The organism is Kineococcus rhizosphaerae (genome assembly GCF_003002055.1).
GTDB classification, from domain to species: Bacteria; Actinomycetota; Actinomycetes; order Actinomycetales; family Kineococcaceae; genus Kineococcus; species Kineococcus rhizosphaerae.
The window spans coordinates 487,347-509,248 of the sequence record NZ_PVZF01000002.1 but is presented as its reverse complement, the minus strand read 5'-3'; the positions used below and the strand labels follow the sequence as shown (position 1 = coordinate 509,248).

Annotated in this window: 20 protein-coding genes; 9 read left to right on the top strand and 11 right to left on the bottom strand. The window is 75.9% G+C overall.

The genetic code is table 11. From position 1 onward, the window contains the following. The first annotated feature begins 46 nt into the window (after positions 1-46). Positions 47-1,159, top strand: coding sequence for a LysM peptidoglycan-binding domain-containing protein (locus tag CLV37_RS06595; protein WP_106208317.1), 1,113 nt, complete (start codon positions 47-49; stop codon positions 1,157-1,159). 32 nt (positions 1,160-1,191) lie between these two features. Then, positions 1,192-3,087: a Stk1 family PASTA domain-containing Ser/Thr kinase gene (pknB, locus tag CLV37_RS06590; protein ID WP_106208315.1), complete on the top strand. Its 1,896-nt coding sequence runs from the start codon at positions 1,192-1,194 to the stop codon at positions 3,085-3,087. Between the two features lie 53 nt (positions 3,088-3,140). Here the strand turns inward: pknB and CLV37_RS06585 are convergent, their stop codons facing one another. From CLV37_RS06585 to CLV37_RS06575, 3 genes are all read right to left on the bottom strand, one after another. Then, positions 3,141-4,535 carry a class II 3-deoxy-7-phosphoheptulonate synthase gene (locus CLV37_RS06585; RefSeq protein WP_211298438.1) on the bottom strand — a complete coding sequence of 465 codons (1,395 nt, stop codon included), beginning with the start codon at positions 4,533-4,535 and terminating at the stop codon, positions 3,141-3,143. A 43-nt stretch (positions 4,536-4,578) separates the two neighbouring features. Continuing rightward, complete coding sequence (locus CLV37_RS06580; protein ID WP_106208311.1) at positions 4,579-5,610, bottom strand: 6-phosphofructokinase; 1,032 nt, start codon at positions 5,608-5,610, stop codon at positions 4,579-4,581. Positions 5,611-5,682: 72 nt separating this feature from the next. Continuing rightward, a complete protein-coding gene (locus tag CLV37_RS06575) occupies positions 5,683-6,483 on the bottom strand; it encodes a lysophospholipid acyltransferase family protein (RefSeq protein WP_106208308.1) in 801 nt (266 codons plus the stop codon). Between the two features lie 76 nt (positions 6,484-6,559). Between CLV37_RS06575 and CLV37_RS06570 the strand changes: the two genes are divergently transcribed. Continuing rightward, complete coding sequence (locus tag CLV37_RS06570; RefSeq protein ID WP_106208305.1) at positions 6,560-7,141, top strand: hypothetical protein; 582 nt, start codon at positions 6,560-6,562, stop codon at positions 7,139-7,141. A gap of 8 nt (positions 7,142-7,149) precedes the next feature. On the opposite strand, the gene CLV37_RS06565 is transcribed toward CLV37_RS06570, so the two are convergent. The 4 genes from CLV37_RS06565 to CLV37_RS06550 form a co-directional block, all read right to left on the bottom strand. Next, entirely contained in the window at positions 7,150-7,908 is a 759-nt protein-coding gene (locus tag CLV37_RS06565) for an endonuclease/exonuclease/phosphatase family protein (RefSeq protein WP_106208303.1), read from the bottom strand. After that, positions 7,908-8,990 (bottom strand): ROK family glucokinase, encoded by a 1,083-nt coding sequence (locus CLV37_RS06560; RefSeq protein ID WP_106208301.1) that lies wholly within the window; start codon positions 8,988-8,990, stop codon positions 7,908-7,910. Before CLV37_RS06560 ends, CLV37_RS06565 begins: the two co-directional genes overlap by 1 nt. A 21-nt stretch (positions 8,991-9,011) precedes the next feature. Then, the gene (locus CLV37_RS06555) at positions 9,012-10,007 is read right to left on the bottom strand and encodes an ROK family glucokinase (RefSeq protein ID WP_106208299.1); all 996 of its coding nucleotides are present in this window, start codon (positions 10,005-10,007) and stop codon (positions 9,012-9,014) included. 130 nt (positions 10,008-10,137) lie between these two features. Continuing rightward, on the bottom strand, positions 10,138-10,770 hold the full coding sequence (locus tag CLV37_RS06550) for a hypothetical protein (protein WP_106208297.1): 633 nt from the start codon (positions 10,768-10,770) through the stop codon (positions 10,138-10,140). 274 nt (positions 10,771-11,044) lie between these two features. Between CLV37_RS06550 and CLV37_RS06545 the strand changes: the two genes are divergently transcribed. Further along, positions 11,045-12,790 carry an AMP-dependent synthetase/ligase gene (locus CLV37_RS06545; protein ID WP_106208624.1) on the top strand — a complete coding sequence of 582 codons (1,746 nt, stop codon included), beginning with the start codon at positions 11,045-11,047 and terminating at the stop codon, positions 12,788-12,790. A 19-nt stretch (positions 12,791-12,809) separates the two neighbouring features. Beyond that, on the top strand, positions 12,810-14,174 hold the full coding sequence (locus tag CLV37_RS06540; protein WP_106208295.1) for a hypothetical protein: 1,365 nt from the start codon (positions 12,810-12,812) through the stop codon (positions 14,172-14,174). Here CLV37_RS06540 and CLV37_RS06535 read toward each other — a convergent pair. The 3 genes from CLV37_RS06535 to CLV37_RS06525 are packed head-to-tail and all read right to left on the bottom strand — an operon-like array spanning position 14,077 to position 16,699. Then, positions 14,077-15,258 carry a glycosyltransferase family 4 protein gene (locus tag CLV37_RS06535; RefSeq protein ID WP_106208622.1) on the bottom strand — a complete coding sequence of 394 codons (1,182 nt, stop codon included), beginning with the start codon at positions 15,256-15,258 and terminating at the stop codon, positions 14,077-14,079. The genes CLV37_RS06540 and CLV37_RS06535 overlap by 98 nt on opposite strands. After that, positions 15,255-16,409, bottom strand: coding sequence for a hypothetical protein (locus CLV37_RS27440; RefSeq protein WP_106208293.1), 1,155 nt, complete (start codon positions 16,407-16,409; stop codon positions 15,255-15,257). Before CLV37_RS27440 ends, CLV37_RS06535 begins: the two co-directional genes overlap by 4 nt. A gap of 20 nt (positions 16,410-16,429) precedes the next feature. Then, positions 16,430-16,699: a hypothetical protein gene (locus CLV37_RS06525; protein ID WP_170127083.1), complete on the bottom strand. Its 270-nt coding sequence runs from the start codon at positions 16,697-16,699 to the stop codon at positions 16,430-16,432. A gap of 165 nt (positions 16,700-16,864) precedes the next feature. On the opposite strand from CLV37_RS06525, the gene CLV37_RS06520 reads away from it, so the two are divergent. Next, positions 16,865-18,637 (top strand): DEDD exonuclease domain-containing protein, encoded by a 1,773-nt coding sequence (locus CLV37_RS06520; protein WP_106208291.1) that lies wholly within the window; start codon positions 16,865-16,867, stop codon positions 18,635-18,637. Next, positions 18,634-18,912 carry an Lrp/AsnC family transcriptional regulator gene (locus tag CLV37_RS06515; protein WP_106208289.1) on the top strand — a complete coding sequence of 93 codons (279 nt, stop codon included), beginning with the start codon at positions 18,634-18,636 and terminating at the stop codon, positions 18,910-18,912. Before CLV37_RS06520 ends, CLV37_RS06515 begins: the two co-directional genes overlap by 4 nt. 21 nt (positions 18,913-18,933) lie before the next feature. Here the strand turns inward: CLV37_RS06515 and trpD are convergent, their stop codons facing one another. Further along, entirely contained in the window at positions 18,934-20,001 is a 1,068-nt protein-coding gene (trpD, locus tag CLV37_RS06510) for an anthranilate phosphoribosyltransferase (protein WP_106208286.1), read from the bottom strand. A 307-nt stretch (positions 20,002-20,308) separates the two neighbouring features. On the opposite strand from trpD, the gene ctaE reads away from it, so the two are divergent. Next, positions 20,309-20,968: an aa3-type cytochrome oxidase subunit III gene (ctaE, locus tag CLV37_RS06505; RefSeq protein ID WP_106208284.1), complete on the top strand. Its 660-nt coding sequence runs from the start codon at positions 20,309-20,311 to the stop codon at positions 20,966-20,968. 57 nt (positions 20,969-21,025) lie between these two features. Further along, positions 21,026-21,868: a cytochrome bc1 complex diheme cytochrome c subunit gene (gene qcrC / locus CLV37_RS06500; protein WP_106208282.1), complete on the top strand. Its 843-nt coding sequence runs from the start codon at positions 21,026-21,028 to the stop codon at positions 21,866-21,868. Positions 21,869-21,902: the final 34 nt, after the last annotated feature.

Sequence of the window (21,902 nt, the reverse complement as noted above, 5' to 3'; positions counted from 1 at the left end):
CAGGGGTGCACTCCTGCACCACCCGTCACGACCTGCGAGGGACGCCATGGCCGACGAGCCCACCGACACGCCGAACCCGCCGGCCCGCCGCAGCCGCTGGCTGGCCGCCGCCGCCCTCGGCGCGGCCGCCCCGACCGTCCTCGTGCCCGCCGCCCACGCGGCCGCGGCGGCGGGCCAGACCGTCGTGACCGTCAAGCCCGGGGACACCGTGGGCGCCATCGCCGCCGAGCACGGCACCACCGTCGACGCCATCGTGGCCGCCAACGGCCTGAGCGGGGACGCCTTCGTCGTGGAGGGCCAGCAGCTGCAGGTCCCGAGCCCGCGCAGCACGTCGGCCGGCGGCTCCTACACGGTCCGCACCGGCGACACCCTCTCGCAGATCGCCCAGGCCCAGGGCACGACGGTCGGCGCGCTGCGCGACGCCAACGGCCTGGGCGCCGACGGCTTCCTGCGCGCCGGGCAGGTCCTGACCCTGCCCGGGGGCGGCGCGGCTCCCGCCGCCGCGACCACGGGCCGGACCGGCGGCGGCACCTACACCGTCAAGGCCGGCGACACGCTCTCCCACATCGCGCTGGCCACCGGCGTCGACGTGGACGACCTCGTCGAGCTCAACGGCCTCGACGCCACCGGCTTCATCGTCGAGGGGCAGACGCTGCAGCTGGGGTCCGCGAAGCCGGCCGCGAAACCCGTCCAGCAGCCGTCCACGCAGGCGCCGTCGGTGAGCGAGGCCGTCGCCGCCAACCGGGCCAAGATCCAGGCCAGCAGGCAGCCGGGCAAGGCCGAGATGCGCGAGATCATCCGCTCCACGGCCGTCCGGCTCGGCGTCGACCCGGCGCTCGCGCTGGCCATCGGCATGCAGGAGTCCGGCTTCCAGATGAAGGTCGTCTCCGGCGCGAACGCGATCGGGGCCATGCAGGTCCTGCCCGGCTCCGGGGAGTGGGCCTCGCAGCTGCTCGGCGAGCCCATCGACCTGTTCGACGCCCGCGACAACGCCAAGGCGGGGGTGGCGATCCTGCGCACGCTGGTGGCCAACAACCCGCCGGACGTGGCCATCGCGTCCTACTACCAGGGGCAGGCCTCGGTGCGCTCCCGCGGCATGTACGACGACACGCGCCGGTACGTGGCGAACGTGCAGACGCTCCAGGCGCGCTTCAGCTGAGCTGACCACCGGTCGACCTAGACTCACTGACCGTGGACGCGACCCTCTCCGACCCCCTCGTCGGGCGACGCCTCGACGGGCGCTACCGCGTGCTGGGGCGGCTGGGCCGCGGCGGGATGGGCGTCGTCTACCGCGCCGAGGACGAACGGCTCGAGCGCACGGTCGCCCTCAAGGTGCTGCGCGCCGACCTCGCCCACGACCCGACGGCGCGGGCCCGGTTCGTCCGCGAGGCCAAGTCCGCGGCCCGGCTGGCCCACCCCGGGGTCGTCGCCGTGCTCGACCAGGGCGTCGACCACACCGGCGGCGTCGAGACGGCCTACCTCGTCATGGAGCTCGTCGACGGCCGCACGCTGCGCGACGTCGTCCTCGACGAGGGCGCACTGACGCCCGGTGAGGCGCTGAGCGTCACCGAGGACGTCCTGCAGGCCCTCGCCGAGGCGCACCGCAAGGGTGTCCTGCACCGCGACGTGAAGACGGCCAACGTCCTGGTGGCCCACGACGGCCGGGTCAAGGTCGCCGACTTCGGGCTCGCCCGGGCCGCCTCGGCGTCCGGGCAGAGCACCACCGTCGGCATGGGCGACCTCATGGGCACGGCCGAGTACCTGGCCCCCGAGCAGCTGGAGAACGGCGAGCCGGACGCCCGCAGCGACGTCTACGGCGTCGGGGTCATGCTCTACGAGATGCTCACGGGTGCTCCGCCGTTCACCGGTGAGAGCCCGTTCAGCATCGCCTACAAGCACGTCCACGAACCCGTCCCGGCGCCCTCGACGAAGGTCCCCGGGCTGCCCCGCGCCCTGGACGCGCTCGTGCTGGACGCCCTGGCCAAGGACCCCGACGAACGTCCCGGCGACGCCGGGGAGATGCTCGAGCAGCTGCGGGCCGTGCGCTCCTCCCTGAGCCCCGAGCAGCTGCAGGTCCGCGCCCCCCGCCCGGCCGCCCCGGCGGTGCCCGGGAGCACGACGCGGATCGCGGCGGTCGAGGCGTCCGAGGCCCCCCAGGCCCCCCAGGCGGTCCGGTCCACGACACCCCGCGAGGGGGGCCGACGCTCCCGCCGCGGCCTGCTGGTGGGTCTCGTGCTGATCGTCCTGGCCCTGGCCGCCGGGGTCTCCTGGTTCTTCCTCGCCGGCCCCGGCGCGTACACGACCACCCCCGCCGTGGCGGGCAGGAGCCCGCAGGAGGCGAGCGCGCTCCTGCAGAGCGCGGGGCTGGCCGTCGACGAGCAGCAGGGCTTCAGCGACACGGTCGAGAAGGGCGTGGTCGCCTCCAGCGACCCCGGCGACGGCGACCGGGTCCGCAAGGGCGGCACCGTGACCATCGTCGTCAGCCAGGGCGTCCAGACGTTCGCCGTCCCCGACCTGACGGGGAAGGCCCAGACCGACGCCGAGGACCAGCTGAGGACCACCGGGCTCGCCGTCGGTCAGGTGTCCGAGGAGTTCAGCGAGGACGTCGGGCAGGGCCAGGTCGTCCGCACCGACCCGGCCGCGGGGCAGGTGCTCGCGCACGACACCCCCGTGAACCTCGTCGTGTCCAAGGGCCGGCAGCCGATCGACGTGCCGACCGTGACGAACCAGTCGCAGGACGACGCCCAGAAGGCCATCACCGACCGGGGTCTGGCCGTGGGCCGGGTCACCCAGCAGATCAGCGAGACGGTCGCCAAGGGCCTGGTCATCTCCCAGACGCCCGACGGCGGCACCCTCTTCCGGGGCGACGCGGTCTCCCTCGTCGTCTCCTCCGGACCGCCCCTGGTGACGATCCCGAAGGTGCAGGGCAAGAACGTCGACGCCGTCCGCGCCCAGCTGCAGGGGCTCGGGTTCACGGTGAAGGTCGACAACATCCTCGGCGGGGTCTTCGGGACCGTGCGCTCGATCGACCCCGGCGAGGGGCAGCAGATCCCCAAGGGCTCGACCGTCACGCTCACCGTCGTCTGAGACGCAGGAGGGCCCAGGACCCCGCGGGTCCCGGGCCCTCCTGCGTCTCACCGTCAGCGGTTCGCGAGCATCTCCGCAGCCAGGAACGCCAGCTCCAGGGACTGCTGGTGGTTCAGCCGCGGGTCGCACAGCGACTCGTAGCGCGTCGCGAGCGCCGCGTCGTCGATGTCGAACGCGCCGCCGAGGCACTCGGTGACGTCGTCGCCGGTGAGCTCGACGTGCAGGCCGCCCGGCACCGTGCCGAGCGCGGCGTGGACCTCGAAGAACCCGCGCACCTCGTCCACGACGTCGTCGAAGCGCCGGGTCTTGTACCCGCTCGTCGAGGTGATCGTGTTGCCGTGCATGGGGTCGCACACCCAGGTGACCTGCGCCCCCGACGCCGTGACGCCCTCGACCAGCGCGGGCAGCGCCTCGCGGATCGTCGAGGCGCCCATGCGCGTGATGAACGTCAGGCGGCCCGGTTCGCGGTACGGGTCGACCTTGTCGATCAGCGCGAGCGCGTCGTCGACGGAGGTCTTCGGGCCCAGCTTGATCCCGATCGGGTTGCGGATCTTGGAGGCGAAGTCGACGTGCGCGCCGTCGAGCTGACGGGTGCGCTCGCCGATCCAGACCATGTGCGCGGCCGTGTCGTACGGGCCGCCCTGGCGCGCGTCCCCGCCGACGGGGCCGCTCAGCGGCGGTTCCTCGTCCAGGGTGCGGGTCAGCGGGCGCTCGTAGTCGAGCAGCAGCGCCTCGTGGCTGGACCAGAAGTCGACCGTCTGCAGCGCGTCGAAGTCGGCCCCGCAGGCGATCATGAACTTCATGGCCTTGTCGATGTCCTTGGCCAGCGCCTCGTACCGCGCGTTGGCGGCCGTGGCCGCGAAGCCGCGGTTCCACTCGTGCACCTTGCGCAGGTCGGCGTAGCCGCCGGTCGTGAAGGCGCGGATGAGGTTCAGTGTCGCCGAGGACGTGTGGTACGCCCGCAGCAGCCGCTGGGGGTCCGGGACCCGGGACTCGGGGGTGAAGGCGTAGTCGTTGACGGCGTCACCGCGGTAGGCGGGCAGCGTCACGTCGCCGCGGGTCTCGTCGTTGGACGAGCGCGGCTTGGAGAACTGCCCGGCCATCCGGCCGACCTTCACCACGGGCAGGGACGCGCCGTAGGTCAGGACGGCGGACATCTGCAGCATGGTCTTCAGCCGGCGGCGGATGCCGTCGGCCGTCGCGCCGGCGAACGTCTCGGCGCAGTCCCCGCCCTGGAGCAGGAACGCCTCGCCGCGGGCGGCCTTGGCCAGCTGCGCGCGCAGCTGGTCGGCCTCCCCGGCGAAGACGAGGGGGGGATACGAGGCGAGCTCCGCCTGGACCTCGGCCAGCGCGGCGGCGTCCGGCCACTGCGGCTGCTGGGCGGCGGGGAGGTCGGGCCACGTGATGCTCGACGTGGGCGTCGGCAAGCTCGTCGTAGGGGTGCTCACGCGGGCAAGTGTCGCACTCCCCGCACCCCCCGGTCGCCCCCGTTCACCAGCGCAGCCCGGCGGTCTCGGCCCGCCGGGACTCGGGAACCGTTCGCAACACGCCGGTCGCCTCGGCCAGCGGCACCTGCACGACGTCGACCCCGCGCAGGGAGGCCATCGTCCCCAGGTCCCCGGCCGCGAGCGCCTCGACGGCGCTCAGCCCGAAGCGCGTCGCCAGGATCCGGTCGGCCGCCGAGGGGGTCCCGCCGCGCAGCAGGTGCCCCAGGACGGTCACGCGCGTCGACAGCCCCGGGACGCGCGCGACGATCTCGTGCTCCAGCGCGTCCCCGGCCCCGCCGAGCTGGACGTGCCCGAACGCGTCCCGCGGGGCGTTCTTGACGGCCTCGTCGCCGTGGACCTTCGCGCCCTCGCTGACCACGATCAACGGTGCCTGCCCCCGCTCGAGCACGGCGCGGACGGTGGCGCCGACCTCGTCGAGGTCGACGTCCTCCTCCGGCAGCAGGGTCACGTGCGCCCCCGCGGCCATCCCGGTGTGCAGGGCGATCCAGCCCGCGTGCCGGCCCATGACCTCGACGATCATGGCGCGGTGGTGGCTGGCGCCCGTCGTCACGAGCCGGTCGCAGGCGTCGACGGCGGTCTGGACGGCCGTGTCGAAGCCGAAGGTGGCGTCGGTGGCGGACAGGTCGTCGTCGATGGTCTTGGGCGCGCCCACGACGGGCACGCCCGCCTCGTGCAGCGCGGTGGCGACGCCGAGGGTGTCCTCCCCGCCGATGGCCAGCAGGGCGTCGACGCCGAGCTCGGCCAGCTGCTTGCGGATGCGGGCGACCCCCTCCTGCACCCCGTCGGCCAAGGGGTTGGTCCGGGACGAGCCCAGGACCGTGCCGCCCACGGCCAGCAGCGGCCGGACCCGGTCCTCGTCGAGCGGGACCGCGTCCCCCTCCAGGACGCCGCGCCAGCCGTCGAGGAACCCGACGAACTCCATGCCGTGCCGCTGGGTCCCGGCCAGCACCGCTGCCCGGATGACCGCGTTCAGTCCGGGGCAGTCGCCGCCCCCGGTGAGGATCCCGACCCGCATCCCGAAGCTCCACTCCCCGGCGCCCTCGCCGACGTGCCCGATCAGGTACGGGTAGAGCGTGCCACCGCGCGATCAGCCGTGCGCGTCGTCCGGGCCCGGTGTGTCGCCGGTGGGGGCGGCGCGGCCCCCGGGGCCCCCGGCGGCCGTGCTGGGCGGTTCGGGCACGCCCGTGCCCCTGGACAGCTCCGAGCGCAGCCGGCTGCGCTCGGCGTAGACGTCGACGTACTCCTGCCGCGACAGCGCCTGGATCGCGGCCATCACCTCGTCGGTCACCGAGCGCACGACGAGCTGGTCGTCCTCGCGGCCTGCGTAGCGGGAGAAGTCGAGGGGTTCGCCGATGACGACGCCCACCCGCCGGACCTTCGGCAGCAGCCGGCCCGACGGCAGCAGGTCCTCGGTGCCGACCATGGCGACGGGGACGACGGGGGCGCCGGAGCGCAGCGCGATGCGGGCCACGCCCGTGCGGCCCCGGTACAGCCGGCCGTCCGGGGACCGGGTGCCCTCGGGGTAGATCCCGAACAGGTCGCCGCCGCGCAGGACGGCGACGGCGCTGTCGATCGCGGCCGACGAGGCACGTCCCCCGGAGCGGTCGACGGGCAGCTGGCCGATGCCGTGCATGAGCCCGGCGGTCAGCCTGCCGCGCAGACCCTCGCCCCGGAACAGGTCGGCCTTGGCGATGAACGTGACGCGGCGGCGCACCACCGTCGGCAGCAGCACCGTGTCGGCGGCGGACAGGTGGTTGCTGGCCAGGACGGCCGGCCCCTCGGACGGGACGTTCTCCAGCCCGCGCACCCAGGGCCGGAACACCGCGGTGACCAGCGGCTCGGCGACGAGGAGCTTGATCGGCCAGTACAGGACCGGGAAGCGGGGCACCCCGGGAACGCTACCGGCGGGTGCCCGCGCCACGCCGGGTCCTCGACCGGCCGCCTCCGGCGTGGCACGATGAGGCGTGCCCCCCACCCCGGACGACGGATCCGGACCCCTCGACGTCGATGCGGCCTTCGCCGAGATCGTCGCGCGCTGGGGCGAGGACGTGCCCGACCCCGAGAACCTCGACGACGAGGCCCGGGACCAGGGCGAGGACCAGGGCCCGCGGCACCTGGCCGCCCCGGACGAGCAGGACGGCGCGGGCGACGAGGCCGCCGCCGGGCCCGGTCCCGAGGACCGCAGCCGGCTCGTGCGCCCGGCCGCGCCGCTGCCCCCGCCGCCGCGCGAGGACGTGCCGGCCACCGGGTCGTTCGCGACCCCCCGCCAGCGCGACGACGAGCCGATCGAGCTGCGCTCGCTGAGCGAGGAGAGCTTCGTCCCGGCCGACCCGGCGCCCCTGCCGCGCGACGTGCTCGGCTGGGCCGCCTGGATCGCCGTCGTCGGTGCCCCGCTGTTCCTGCTCGTCGTGGCGCTGTCGTGGCAGGACGTCCCCCAGCTGCTGACCGCGATCACGGCCGCGGTGTTCGTGGCCGGGTTCGCGACCCTGGTCGTGCGGCTGCCCAGCAGCCGCGACGACGACGACGACGACGGCGCGGTCGTCTGAGCGGTCCCCTAACCGGCGGCCGGGACCAGCAGGTCCGCGAGCACCGGCAGGTGGTCGCTCGCGCCCGGGTGCTCCCCCGGGGTGCTCACCGACGTCACGGACAGGAGCCGGTCGACGAGGACGGCGTCGAGGCGACGGCGGGGTGAGCGCGCCGGGAAGGTCGGCGCCGGTGTCCCGACGGCCTCGGCCGCGTCGAGCAGGACGGTGGACAGGCGCCGGTGCACGGCCCCGCCGGGCTCCTCGTTGAGGTCACCGGCCAGGACCGCGGGCGCGTCGGACCACGGCTCGAGCGGCCCGCCGACGGGTGTGCCGGGCAGCAGCCGGGTGACGTGGTCGAACCGCTCGCCGTCGTCGAGCCCGAGGTGGACGCTGCGCACGAGGACGTCGACGGACCAGCCGCCGGCCAGCGGGACCCGCACGGCCGCCTCGGCCGTCCCCCGGCGCCGCACCGGCTTCCACCCGCGGCGCCGGGCGGTGGGCAGGGCCCGGACCCCGGCGGCGCGCACGTCGACGCGCGCCGCGGTCAGGATCGCCGTCCCGGCGCCCGCCGCACCGGCCGCGGTCACCCACAACCCCGTGTCGGCGGCCAGGTCGCCCAGGCGGTGCCCGGCGAACAGGAGGGTCGGGACCTCCTGCAGGCACACGACGTCGGCGCGGGCCGCGCGCAGGACCTCGCGCACCGCGAGCGTGTCGTCGAGCAGTTCGCGCACGTTGAACGTCGCCACCCGCAGCCGGGCCGCCGCCCGGCCACCGGCCGGGGCGCTCATCAGCCCCAGCCGCGCGAGAGGTCGGCGGCCCCCACCAACCCGGCCGCCGGACCCAGGCTGGCCCGGGCGATGGTCAGCTCGGGACGGAACCCGCGTCCGGTCAGCGTGCGGCGGTAGGCCTCCCGGCACGGGCCCAGCAGCAGCTCGTCGGCGTCGGAGACCCCGCCGCCGATGACGACGGTGCCCGGGTCGAACGCGGCGGCCAGGTTCGCGACGCCGATGCCGAGCCAGCGGCCGACGTCCTCGAACAGCTCCACGGCGGCCGGGTCCCCGCCGCGGGCGGCGTCGGTGACCATCGGGCCGGTGATGGCCTCGGGGTTGCCCCCGGCCAGCTCGAGCAGGTGGTGGGCCACGGGCGAGTTGGACCGGGCCAGCTCGCGGGCCTCGCGCACCAGGGCGTTGCCCGAGGCGTACTGCTCCCAGCACCCGCGGTTGCCGCACTCGCAGCGGTGCCCGCCGGGCACGACGATCATGTGCCCGAACTCGCCCGCGATGCCGTAGCGGCCGCGCACGACGCGGCCCTGCGTGACGATGCCGCCGCCGATGCCGGTGCCCATGGTCACGCAGACCAGCCGGGACTCCCCCCGGCCCGCGCCGAAGCGGTACTCGGCCCACGCGGCGGCGTTGGCGTCGTTCTCCACGACCGTGCGCCGTCCCACGCGCCGCCCCAGGCGGGCCCGCACCCGCCGTTCGACGGCCTCGCGCAGCGGTTCGTTGCGCCACGCCAGGTGCGGGGCGAACAGGACGTTGGCCCGTTCGGCGTCGACGAAACCGGCCGCGCCGATGCCGACGGAGACGATGTCGTGGTGGGCGGCGAGCTCCTCGACGACCTCGGCGATGGTGTCCTCGACCCCCTGCGGGCTGGTCGTGGGCGTCTCCCGGCGCAGCTGCGCCACGACCCGCCCCTCGCCGTCGACGACCCCCGCGGCGACCTTGGTGCCGCCGATGTCGACGCCGACGGCGGGCCCGTCACCGATGAAGACGCGGCGCGTCTGCTGGCGCAGCCGCTGCTGCAGCGCGACGCGGCGCGGGTCGGGCGCGCGCCGGCGACGGGGCGCACGGGGGGTTCGGGGCGTGGCCATGGGGACTCCCGGGGTCGAGGCTCAGACGCGGGCGAGGTCGGCGGCGCCGATGATCCCGGCGTCGTTGCCCTTGCGGGCGGTGCGCAGCGGCGGGGGCCTGCGGTGGGTGCGCCCGGACAGGTTCTCGGCCAGGCTGGTCCGCGCGGGCCCCAGCAGGAGCTCACCGGCGTTCGACACCCCGCCGCCGATGACGACGACCTCCGGGTCGAGCATCGCCACGAAGCTCGCGACGGCCTCCCCCAGCCAGCGGCCGAGGTCGGCCAGCAGCCTCACGCACCCCGGGTCCCCCGCCTGCGCCAGGCGCGTGACGACCGGTCCGGTCACGTTCTCGGGGTCCCCGCCGACGGCCGCCAGCAGCGGCGCGCCCTCGGCCTCGCCCGAGCGCAGCAGGTCGCGGGCGTCGCGCACGAGGGCGTTGCCGGCGACGTACTGCTCCCAGCAGCCGGAGTTGCCGCAGCCGCACGCCCGGCCCCCGGGCACGGCCCGCACGTGGCCGAGCTCGGCCGCCGCCCCGTTGGCTCCGCGCTGCAGGACACCGCCGGTGACGATCCCGCCGCCCAGGCCCGTGCCCAGCGTCAGCATGACCAGGTCGTCGACCGCGCGGCCCTGCTCGTCGAGGCCGCCGCCGAAGCGGTACTCGGCCCAGGCGGCGGCGTTGGCGTCGTTCTCGACGACGACCGGGGCGGCGACGAGGGCCTCGAGGTGGTCGGCGAGCGGCTCGTCGCGCCAGGCCAGGTTGGGCGCGAAGACGACGTTGCGGCGTGCGGCGTCGACGAACCCGGCGGCCGCGACCCCGACGGGGCCGAACACCTGGGTCGTGCGCAGCTCGGCGATCGCGTCGGCGACGGCGGCGGCGATGAGGGCCGGGTGCGAGGCGGGCGTCTCGCGGCGGGTCTGGGCGACGATCTCGCCGCGGTGGTCGACGACCCCGGCGGCGATCTTGGTGCCGCCGATGTCGACCCCCACCGCGTTGGGGACGACCTTCGGAAGGGGGGTCTGGGCTGGCTGCTCGACCATGCCGGTGCGGTTCTCCCTGCGACCTCGGCCCCGCGTCGCAGGGCGGCCGCGCCCACGCGCAGCCCCGGCGAGGTTACCGGGTGGGTGGCGTCCGGCGACCGGCGGTCGGACGCCGGGTCAGCCGCCCGGCTCAGCCCAGGACGGAGCCCAGCAGCGCCCCGCCGCCGAGCAGCACCGCGGTCAGCCCGACGGCGCCCCCGGCGGCCACGAGGACCTTCGCCCGGCGCGATCCCAGCCCGCGCGGCCCGGCCTGCTGGGCCGAGGACAGGGCGCCGAGCATCCGGGCCACCTCGGCCTCGTCGAGCGGGGGGCGGGCGGCGGGGGCTTCGAAGTCGAGGGCGAGCTGACCGTCGTCGTCCTCGCGGACGCGGACGGCGCCCGGCGGGACGGGGGCGGGCACGGCGGGGGCCGCCGTCCCGGGGGGCGCCACCTCGCCGGCGGGGGCGGGCAGCAGGGAGGTGTGGCACAGCGAGCACCAGTCCTGCTCGGCCCGCGCCCGCGCCCCGCACGAGGGGCAGCGGTCGGGCCGCGCGGCGGCGGGGGCGGCGGTAGAGGCAGCGGGGGCGGGGGCGGGCGCGGGCGGGACCGGCGCGAGCCGGCTCACGGGCCGGCCCACCTCGACGGCGCCGAACGCCTCGGACGTCGTCGTGGAGGCCCGGGTCGCGCGCGGGGCCCAGCCGAGGTCCTCGGCCTCAACGGGCGCGAGCGCGTCGAGGAACGAGGTCTCGGCACGCTGGGGCTGGCTCGCGCGGTCCTGGCTCACCCGGGGAACGTCGACCGCCGGGAACCGCACCTTGAGCCCCGGACGTTGGGACCGGCGAGCGCCCCGTCGTGGCGTGCGAGGGAGCACGCCGACGCGCAGGTAGGGTCGTCCGCACCCCCGCCCCCGGCGGGGGCAGGCACCGGCGAACGATCCCGTCCTCGCGGGGCAGCGAGAGCGACACAGGAGGAACACCGTGCCGACCAGCAACGGGTCGACCAGCTTCGGGTCCGTCAGCAGCGAACCCCCGCTCGTGGCCCCGGCGACGACCGGGAACATGACCGACTGCGTCGTGGAGACCGCCCGCGAGGACCCGGGCCACGTCAGCGCCAGCCGCAAGACCGCCGACGGCCGCTGGCGCGACGTGAGCGCCACCGAGTTCCTCGCCGACGTGGTGTCGGTGGCCAAGGGGTTCCTGGCCGCGGGGATCGCGCCCGGGGACCGCGTCGGGATCATGGGGCGCACGAGCTACGACTGGACGGTCGTCGACGTCGCCGGCTGGTTCGCCGGCGCCGTGACGGTCCCCGTCTACGAGACCAGCTCCCCCGAGCAGATCGAGTGGATCCTGTCCGACTCCGGGGCGGTGGCCTGCGTCGTGGAGACCGGTGCCGGCGCGGCCCGGATCGCGAGCGTCCGGGACCGGCTGCCGGGGCTGCGCGACGTGTGGACGCTGGAGGCGGGGTCGCTGGAGGAGCTGCGCGCCGCCGGGCGGGAGGTCCCCGACGCCGACGTCGACCGCGCCCGGGCCGTGGCCGGCCCCGGCGACCCGATGACGGTCATCTACACCTCCGGCACGACCGGGCGGCCCAAGGGCTGCGTGCTCTCGCACGGCAACTTCCTCGACCTGGCCCGCAACGCCGAGGCCGCCATCCCCGAGGTCCTGCGCCGGCCCGAGGCGGCGACGCTGCTGTTCATCCCGCTGGCGCACGTCTTCGCGCGCTTCATCCAGGCCCTGTGCCTGGTGTGCCGGATCCGCGTCGGGCACACCCCCGACGCCAAGGACCTGCTGACCGACCTCGCCGGGTTCCGGCCCACGTTCATCCTCGCGGTCCCCCGGGTGTTCCAGAAGGTCTACAACGGCGCGGAGCAGAAGGCCGCCGCCGGCGGGAAGCTGCGCGCGCGGATCTTCGCGCAGGCCTCCGCGACGGCCGACGCGTGGTCGCGCTCCCTGGACACCGGGGGTCCCTCCCCGGCGCTGCGGCTGCGCCACCTGCTGTTCGACCGGCTGGTCTACTCCAAGCTGCGGACCCTGATGGGCGGGCGCGTGGAGCACGCCGTCTCCGGCGGTGCCCCCATGGGCGAGCACCTCGCGCACTTCTTCCGCGGCGCCGGCCTGGTCGTCCTGGAGGGCTACGGCCTGACCGAGACGACGGCGCCGCTGGCGGTCAACCGCCCCTCGCGGATCCGCATCGGCACCGTCGGGCCGCCGCTGCCGGGCACCGACATCGCGATCGCCGAGGACGGGGAGGTCCTGGCCCGCGGCGTCGGGGTCTTCACGCAGTACCGCGGGCGCGCGCAGGAGACGCAGGACGCCTTCGTCGACGGCTGGTTCCGCACGGGCGACCTGGGCTCGATCGACGAGTTCGGGCACCTGACGATCACGGGCCGCAAGAAGGAGATCATCGTCACGGCCAACGGCAAGAACGTCGTGCCGGCGGCGCTGGAGGACCGGTTGCGGGCGCACCCGCTGGTCTCCCAGGCCGTCGTCGTGGGCGACGGCCGGCACTTCGTGGCCTGCCTGGTCACCCTCGACGAGGAGGCGCTGCCGTCCTGGGGCGCCAACCACGGCAAGCCCGGCCTGGACCTGGCCACCGCTCGCCGGGACGCTGACGTGCTGGCCGCGGTGCAGTCCGCGGTGGACGCGGCCAACGCCTCGGTCAGCCGCGCGGAGTCGATCCGCAAGTTCGAGGTCCTCGCCGAGGACTTCACGATCGAGAACGGGTACCTGACGCCGTCGCAGAAGGTGAAGCGCGGCGAGGTCCTGAAGGACTTCGCCGACCGGATCGACGCCCTCTACGCGTGAACCGGCCGGGGTGAGCGGGGTGGCGCGCCGGGACGCGCTGGCGCTGGTGGCGTGGACGGCGCTGCTGGCCCTGGCCACCCACAGCGTCGTCCGGTACCGGTGGTGGATCGTCGCCGGGTACGTCGTGGTCGCCGCCGCGGTGGTGGCCCTGGCCCTCACCGCGCGGGGCGAGCGGGACGCGCCCGTCCCGCGCACGGGCGGGTGGGTGCCCTCGGCCGCCCTGGCGGTCGTCGGGCTCGTGCACCTGGGCCTGGCGCCGTTCACGTACCTGTCCCCCGGCGCCGCCACCACGGTCCAGGTGGTGCTCGCCGTGGCCTCGTTCGCGGCCGCGGGCCTGCTGCTGCCCGGCCGCGGCGGCTCACGGGTCCTGGCGCTGGCGGCGGCCGGGCTGGGGGCCTGCGCCACGGGTGCGCTGGTCGTCACGGGCGACCCGGCGCCGCGGATCGACGTGTGGGTGATCCTGCAGCAGGCCGCGGACGCGATGGCCGACGGCGAGTCGTTCTACGGGCACCGCTGGGTGGGCTCCCCGGGCATCTCCGACGCCTTCGCGTACCTGCCGTGGACGGCGGTGTTGTCCGCACCGGGCCGCTGGCTCGCCGGCGACGTGCGCTGGGCGATGCTCGTGCTCGTCCTGGTCAGCGCCGTGGCCGTGGCCGCGGTGGGCCGCTGGCGGCGGGCGGGGGTGGCGGCGGCCGCGCTGCTGCTGCTCGCCCCCGGGTCGAGCACGCTGATCGAGCAGGCCTGGACCGAGCCGACCGTGCTCGTGGGGCTGGCGCTGTGGGCGTGGCTGGTCCGCGCCGACCGGGCGTGGTGGTCGGTGCTGCCGCTGGCCGTCGCGCTGGCCAGCAAGCAGCACGTCGTGGCGCTGCTGCCGCTGCTGGTGGTGTGGCCGCGGTTCGGCTGGCGGCGCACGCTCGCGGCGGTCGGGGGCGCCGGCGTGCTCGTGGCCCCGTGGGTCGTCACGGGGTTCGCGGCCTTCTGGCACGACACGGTGCGGACCATGCTGGGCCTGCCGCCGCTGCGGTTCGCCGACACCCTGTACACGCTCGTCCTCAACGAGACGGGGGTGCGGCTGCCCCTGCCCGTGGTGGGTCTGGCCGTGCTCGCCGTCCTGGGTGCCGCGGTCGTGACCCTGCGCCGGCGGTCGGTGGGGCTGGCGGGGCTGCTCACGTGGTGCGCGGCCGTCCTGCTCGCCGCGAACCTCGTGAACAAGCAGGCGTTCTACAACCAGTTCTGGCTCGTCGGCGCGCTGCTGCTGCTGGCCGTGGCCGCCTCCGCCGGGTCGCTCAGGCCAGCGGAGCGGCCGGGTCGTCCGGGACGTCGCGCCCGGCCAGCAGGTCCGCGAGCCGACGCGTCTGCTCCTCCCAGCCCCAGCGCCGGCTGACCCACGCCCGGCCCGCCTCACCGAAGCGCCGCGCCTTCTCGCGGTCCAGCAGCAGGTCGCTGACCTGCGCCGCAACCTGCTCGACGTCGCGGCCGTCGACGACGGTGCCGTTGACCCCGGGCAGGACGGCGTCGGGAGCGCCCCCGGAGTCGCCCGCGACGACGGGCAGCCCGCAGGCCGCGGCCTCGAGGTAGCAGATCCCCAGCGCCTCGGGTTCGAGCCCGCCCAGGCGGGTGCGGGTGGGCATGCAGAAGACGTCCCCGGCCGCGTAGAGCTCCGGGGCCCGTTCCCACGGGACCGACCCGGTGAGGACGACGTCGTCGGCGACCCCGGTGGCGGCGGCCAGGCGCTCGACGGCCGCGCGGTGCGGGCCGTCCCCGACGACGAGCAGCGCGGCGCCGGGGACCCGGCGGCGGATCTCCGGCAGGGCCCGGACCAGGACGTCCTGGCCCTTGCGGGCCACGATCCGCGAGACGCACACGACGACGGGCCGCTGCCCCAGGCCGAGCTCGGCGCGCACCCGCGCCCGGGCCTGCGGGTCCGGCCGGAAGACCCCGGCGTCCACGCCCGGGGTGAGCCGGCGCATCCGGGCCCGCGCCGCCGGGCTCAGCGGCCGCTCGATCCGCGAGCGGCACCAGTCCCCCAGGTACGTGACGGTGTCGTTGCGCTCCCCGATGCGCCGCAGGGCGTCGCGGGAGCCGGGCAGGCTCGACCACCACACCTCGTGCCCGTGGGTCGTCGCGACGGTCCGCCCGACCCCCGAGGCCCGCAGGGCGGGAGCCATCAGCCCCAGCGGGGCCGCCGCCCCGAACCAGACGCGGTCGGCGCCGTGCTCGCGCGCGGTGCGCTGCACGCGCCGGACGACGCCGGGGGTCGGGACCATCAGGGGCGAGGGGTCGCGCACGACGCTGACCCCGGCCGCGGCCAGGGCCGCGTCGGTCGCCGCGTCGCCGCGCTGGCGGGCGGTGTGCACGACGACGCGCCCACCGCCGATCGCGGGCAGCCGCCGGACGACGGCGTGCACGAAGGACTCGATGCCCCCGGTCCGGGGCGGGAAGTCGTTGGTGACGACGAGCGTGCTCACGGGCCCCACCCCACCAGGTCGCTCGCGACGTCGGCGCGCCAGGTCCTCACCACGTCGGCCAGGGACCGCCCGAGGCTCTGGCGGCAGGCCCGCTCCACGCCGGTGCCCGTCCAGGTGGCCCGGACGAACGCCGTCACGGCCGGGGTCCCGGCGACGCGGGCGGCCGAGGTCACCAGCGTCCAGCCCGCCGCGTACGCGACCTGCACCCGCGCGGGGTCGGTGAAGTCGGCGTCGGCGGGCACCTGCGGTTCGCCGGGGGCGGCCAGCAGCGCCGCGGCCAGGGCGCTCGCGGCGACCGGCCGGTCCCGCCGGGCCACGTGGTCGGCGTACCCCTCGGTCAGCCAGCGCGGCACCACCGCCCCCGGGGCGCGGGCGGTGGCGCGGGTCGCGACGTGGACCAGTTCGTGGGTGAGGGTGACGGTGCGCCCCAGCGGGCTGAGGGCGGCGAAGCGCTCGGTGGACAGGACGACGCGGACCCCGGCGGGGCGGCCGTCGGCGAGGTCGGCGTCCAGGCCGACGGCCACGGCGTCCACGTCCGCCGCCGGTCCCCCGGCCAGCCGGGACACGTCCGCGGCGGTCGGCACGACGACGACGGCCGTGCCGCGGGGCCAGTCGGTGCCCCAGGCCGCGTCGACCCGGGCGGTCGCGTCGGCCAGGTCGGCCGCCGCCTGCCGTCCGACGTCACCGGTGCCGCCGACGTGCAGGACGACGCCGCCGATCGCGCGCTGGGCGGTGACGTCGCCGAGCTCCCACGGCTGGGGCGTGCCCCCGCCGCGGTGCAGCGAGCCGTCCCACCCGGCGCGGAAGAGCCCGGCGACCGGCCGGCCCTCCCCCGCCACCCGTTCGCGCAGCACCCCGCGCACCCGGGCCCCGTCGACCTGGAGGCCCTCGACGGCCCAGTCGTCCAGACCGGCCGCCACGGCCCGCGCGTCGTCGCGGCGCAGGCCGTCGCGGTCCGCGCTCGCGTAGCCGGCCCCCGCCGCGTCGAGGTCGCCCGCCAGCAGCGCGCGGGCGCGGCGCGCCAGGACGTCGCCCGCTGCGGGGGCGTCGGTCGCGGGGGCGTCGGCCGCGGGACGGGCCTGGGAGCACGCCGCCAGGGCCAGCGGGGCCAGGAGGAACGGCCGCCGCGGCAGGGACGGGCCGGCGCGCACGGGCCCATCATCGCGTCCCCTCAGCCCACCCGCCGCGTCGCCAGCCGCAGCGGCGGCACGAGCCCGGACGCGGCGAGCACCTCCACCGCACCGACCTCCTCGGCGTCCAGCGTCGGCCTGCCCGGCATCCCGAGCAGGACGGAGACCACGCACTCGGAGCAGGCGTGCGGGCGGACGGTGCAGCTGTCGCAGTCGATGAGCACCGAGTCCACCGGCCGGTCGGAGCCCAGGTCGGAGCCCGGGTGGCAGGACGGGTCGAGGGACTGACCGAAGGGCTGGTCGAGGGGCATCGCAGGGACCTCCAACTCGTCGGGACCGGCCGTCCCGACCGGTGCTGCGCACTCAAGCAGCCACCTCCGACACGACCCGCGGGACGGCCGGCCGAGGGGCGTGCGCCGCGCGGGCCGAGCGTGTCGGTGCCGGTCGTGTCGCACCCGTGTCCTACGGTCGCGCCCATGCCCGGCAGCGCGATCCAGACCAGCTTCGAGGACCTGGGCCAGCCGCTGTCCGAGGTCACGTTCGTCGTGCTGGACCTGGAGACGACGGGCGGGCCGCCCTCGGGCGCCGAGATCACCGAGATCGGCGCCGTGAAGGTCCGCGGCGGGCAGGTGCTCGGCGAGTTCCAGACGCTCGTGCGCCCCGCCTCGGCGATCCCCGCCTTCGTGCAGGTCCTGACGGGCATCACGAACCGGATGGTCGCCTCGGCCCCCAGCACCCGGGAGGTGCTGCCGAGCTTCCTGGAGTTCGCCGGCTTCGACCGCGGCGCGGTCCTGGTCGCGCACAACGCCCCCTACGACGTCTCGTTCCTCAAGGCCGCCTGCGAGCTGTCCGAGCGGCCCTGGCCCAAGCCCCGGGTCGTGGACACGGTGGTGCTGGCCCGCCAGCTCGTGGACCGCGACGAGGCCCCGGACCGCAAGCTGGGCACCCTGGCCCGGCTCTTCTCGACGACGACGACGCCCGACCACCGCGCCCTGCACGACGCCCGCGCGACCGTCGACGTCCTGCACGCGCTGCTGGGCCGCGTGGGCAACCGCGGGGTGCATTCCCTGGAGGACCTGAGCGCCTTCGCCGCCACGGCCGTCAACCCGGCCCGGCGGGCCAAGAAGCACCTGGCCGTGGGGCTGCCGTCGGCGCCGGGCGTCTACCAGTTCCAGGACGCCTCCGGGCGGGTCCTGTACGTCGGGACGTCCGTGGACGTGCACCGCAGGGTGCGCTCGTACTTCACGGCCTCGGAGACCCGGCCGCGGATGACGGAGATGGTCCGCGCGGCCACCACGGTCGTCCCCGTGGTCTGCGCGACGCCCCTGGAGGCGCGGGTGCGCGAGCTGCGGCTCATCGCCGAGCACGCCCCGCCCTACAACCGGCGCTCCAAGGCCCCCGAGAAGGTGACGTGGGTGAAGCTGACGGCTGAGGCGTGGCCCCGGCTGTCGCTGGTCAAGCAGGTGCGCGACGACGCCGCCGCGGGCGCGCGCTACCTGGGGCCCTTCCGGTCGGCGCGCACCGCCGAGCTCGCGGTCGAGGCGCTGCACGACGTGCACCCCCTGCGCCGGTGCACGCGCAAGATCCCCAAGCGGCCGCGGGCCGACGGCGAGGGGGCCTGCGTGCTGGCCGACATCGGCCGCTGCGGTGCGCCGTGCCTGGGCACCGAGCGCGGCGGGCAGGACGCCGCGTCCTACGCGCAGGTGGTCGAGGCGGTCCGCGCGGCCCTGGGCACCGACGCCACGCAGGAGCTGACCCTGGGCCGCGAGCGGATGCGGGCCCTGGCCGCGCAGGAGCGCTACGAGGAGGCCGCCGCCGTGCGGGACCGGCTGGAGGCGTTCCTGACGGCGGCCGACCGCGCCCAGCGCCGCGCCCCGGTCGCCGACCTGCCCGAGCTGGTCGCCGCCCGGCGCTGCGTGCCCGCCCCGGGCTGGCCCACGGGCGGCTGGGAGGTCGTGCTCGTCCGCTACGGCCGGCTCGCCGGGACGTGCCTGACCCCGCCGGGGTCGGACCCGGTGCCGCACATCGAGGCGCTGCGCGCCACGGGCGAGGTCGTCCCCGCCCCGGCCCCCGGCCGTCCCGGCCTGCTCGTCGAGGAGACCGACGTGCTGCTGGGGTGGCTGGAGCAGCCCGGGGTGCGGCTCGTCTCGCTGCAGGACCCGGACGTCTCGCCGTGGGCGTGCCCCGTGCGCGGGGCGGGCTGGGCGAGGAGCCGGCTGACCGCGCTCCCGGTAGCCTCACCCGCGTGATCACCGCCATCGTCAACGTGGCCTGCGACGGCCGGCGCATCCCCGAGGTCGCCCAGAGCCTCGCCGAGCTCGACGGGGTCAGCGAGGTCTACTCGGTGACCGGCGACGTCGACCTGGTCGTCATGGTGCGCGTGCGCGAGCACGAGCACCTCGCCGACGTCATCGCCGGCGGCATCAGCCGCGTCGAGGGTGTCGTGTCGACGACGACGAACATCGCCTTCCGCGCCTACTCCAGGCACGACCTGGAGTCGGCGTTCGCCCTCGGCGTCGACTGAGCCGTCCGCCGCGCCACGCCCTCAGGCCGACGCGGCGACCCAGCGGTCGAGGACGTCGGCGGCCGCGCCGGAGTCCAGCGAGGCCGACGCCAGGCGCAGACCCTCCGCCAGGTGCGCCGCCAGCGAGCCGGCGACGTCGGCGCTGCCCCCGGCCCCCGGCGCGCGGACCCCCGCGGCGACCAGGGCCGCGGCCGCGTTGAGCACGACCGCGTCGCGCACGGGGCCGCGTCGGCCGGCGAGCACGTCCCGGGCCACCCGCGCGTTGAACGCCGCGTCGGCCCCCCGCAGGTCGGCCAGCGTCGCGGGGGCCAGCCCCAGCTCGGCCACGGGGTCCAGCGCCACCTCGGTCACCGCGCCGCCGTCGACGACCCACACCAGCGCCGGCTCGGTGGTGGTGAGCTCGTCGAGACCGCCGGCCCCGCGGAAGACGAGCGCCTGCGTGCCGCGGCCGGCCAGCACCTGCGCGACGAGCGGGGCCACGCGCCGGTCGGCCACGCCGATGGCGGCGGCCCCGGCCCGGGCCGGGTTGGTCAGGGGGCCCAGCACGTTGAAGGCCGTGGGGACCCCGAGCCCGCCGCGGGCGCCCGCGGCGTAGCGCATGGCCGGGTGGAAGACCTGCGCGAAGCAGAAGGTGATGCCGACCTCGACGGCGAGGCGGCCGACGCGGGCCGGCGGCAGGTCCAGCCGCACCCCCAGCGCCTCCAGGACGTCGGCCGACCCCGAGGAGGACGTCGCGGCCCGGTTGCCGTGCTTGACGACGCGGTGCCCCGCCCCGGCCAGGACCAGCGAGCCCATGGTGGAGATGTTCACGGTGTGCGCGCGGTCGCCCCCGGTGCCCACGAGGTCGACGATCGGGCCGGGCACCTCCAGCGGCACGGCGTGCGCCAGCATCGCCTCGGCCAGCCCGGACAGCTCGGCCGCTGTCTCCCCCTTGGCCCGCAGGGCGACGAGGAACCCGGCCAGCTGCACGTCGCTGGCCTCCCCCCGCATGACCCGGTCCATGGCCCAGCCGGCCTGCTCCGCGGCGAGGTCGCGACCGGCCATGAGCTCGGTCAGCAGCCCGGGCCACGTGGGTGCGGCGGTGGTCATGGCGTCCTGGGCTCCCCGGGTCGGCGGACGTGGCGGCTGCGCCGGGCGCAGCGTTGCGAACCCTACTGACCGCCCGCGCGGGCGGTGACGCGCGGCTGTACGACACGGTGTCGCAGATCGAGACCATTCCGTGACCAGAGCGGATGAGGAGACCCTCAGCCGCGGGGCGTCCACGCACGTCCGCGCGGTTTTCGCACCCCCGCCACGAGCCCTGCACACCCCGTGCCGAACCTCCCCCGACCGGCCGAACGGAGATCTACGACACGTTGTCGGTGGCCCGGGCAGCGAACCCCCGGGGGGGTGGGGCATGATTGGCGCCGTGGCGAGTGCACAGGCTGTCCAGAGCAGTACCCCGAGTCCCGCTCACGGGTCCGTGAACCGGCCGAACATGGTGTCGGTCGGCGTGATCGTGTGGCTGTCCAGCGAGCTGATGTTCTTCGCCGGGCTGTTCGCCATGTACTTCACGATCCGCTCCGTGGCCCCCGCGCTGTGGGAGTCGGGCCCGGCGCAGCTGAACGTCCCGTTCTCCACCGTGAACACGATCGTCCTGGTGATCTCGTCGTTCTGGTGCCAGTTCGGGGTCTTCGCCGCCGAGCGCTTCCAGCCGCGCCGCACGGGGGGCCTCCTGCAGTTCTCCAAGTGGGGCATGCAGGAGTGGTTCACCCTCACGTACGTCTTCGGCGGCATCTTCGTCATCGGTCAGGTCTTCGAGTACGCCGAGCTGGCGCACAAGGGCCTGACGATCGCCACGAACGCCTACGGCTCGGTGTTCATCCTCGCCACCGGCTTCCACGGCATCCACGTCTTCGGCGGGCTCATCGCCTTCTTGATGGTCATCGGCCGGTCCTTCGTCTCCAAGCGCTTCGGCCACCAGGAGGCGACCAGCGCCATCGTCGTCTCGTACTACTGGCACTTCGTCGACGTCGTCTGGATCGGTCTGTTCACCGTCATCTACGTCCTGAAGTAACGCACCCCCCCGCCAGCGCAGTTCCCGAAAGCCCCGTAGGAAGCGAGCACCAGCACCGTGACCAGGACCCTCACCGCACTCAGCGCCCGGCGGCGCCACCCCCTGGCCGTCGTCGTCCTGATCGCGCTGGCGCTCCTCCTCGTCGGCGGCCTCTACGCGGCCCTGGCCCCCCGGGAGGCGCAGGCGACCACCGCGACGGCCTCGGCCGACGACATCGAAGCCGGCAAGAAGCTGTTCCTGGCCAACTGCGCGACCTGCCACGGCATCAACGCCGAGGGCGGGGGCGTCGTGGACGGCAAGAACCCCGGCCCCTCCCTCATCGGCGTCGGCGCCTCCTCGGTCGACTTCCAGGTCGGCACCGGGCGCATGCCGCTGGCCCAGTCCGGCGCCCAGGCCCCCGAGTCCATGAAGGTCCGCTTCTCGCAGGAGCAGATCGACCAGATGGCGGCCTACATCGCCTCCCTGGCCCCGGGGCCCGCCATCCCGACCGCCGAGCAGCTGGACACCAGCGGCGTCACGGACGAGCAGCTCGCCGAGGGCGCGGCCATCTTCCGCACCAACTGCGCGATGTGCCACAACTCGCAGGGCAAGGGCGGGGCGCTCACGGCCGGCAAGTACGCACCGGACCTGACCAACACCTCGGCCAAGCACATCTACGAGGCCATGCAGACCGGCCCGCAGTCCATGCCGGTCTTCAACGACAACAACATCAGCGCCGAGGACAAGACGGCGATCATCGCCTGGCTGACCAACCGCAGCGGCACCGAGGACGTGCGGGCCGACCCGGGTGGCCTCACGCTGGGTTCGCTCGGCCCCGTCTCCGAGGGCCTGGTCGCCTGGATCGCCGGCATCGGCGCTCTCATCGGCGTCTCGATCTGGCTGGGGATGAAGTCGTCCTGATGACCACCTCGACACACCGCATCACCGTGACGCA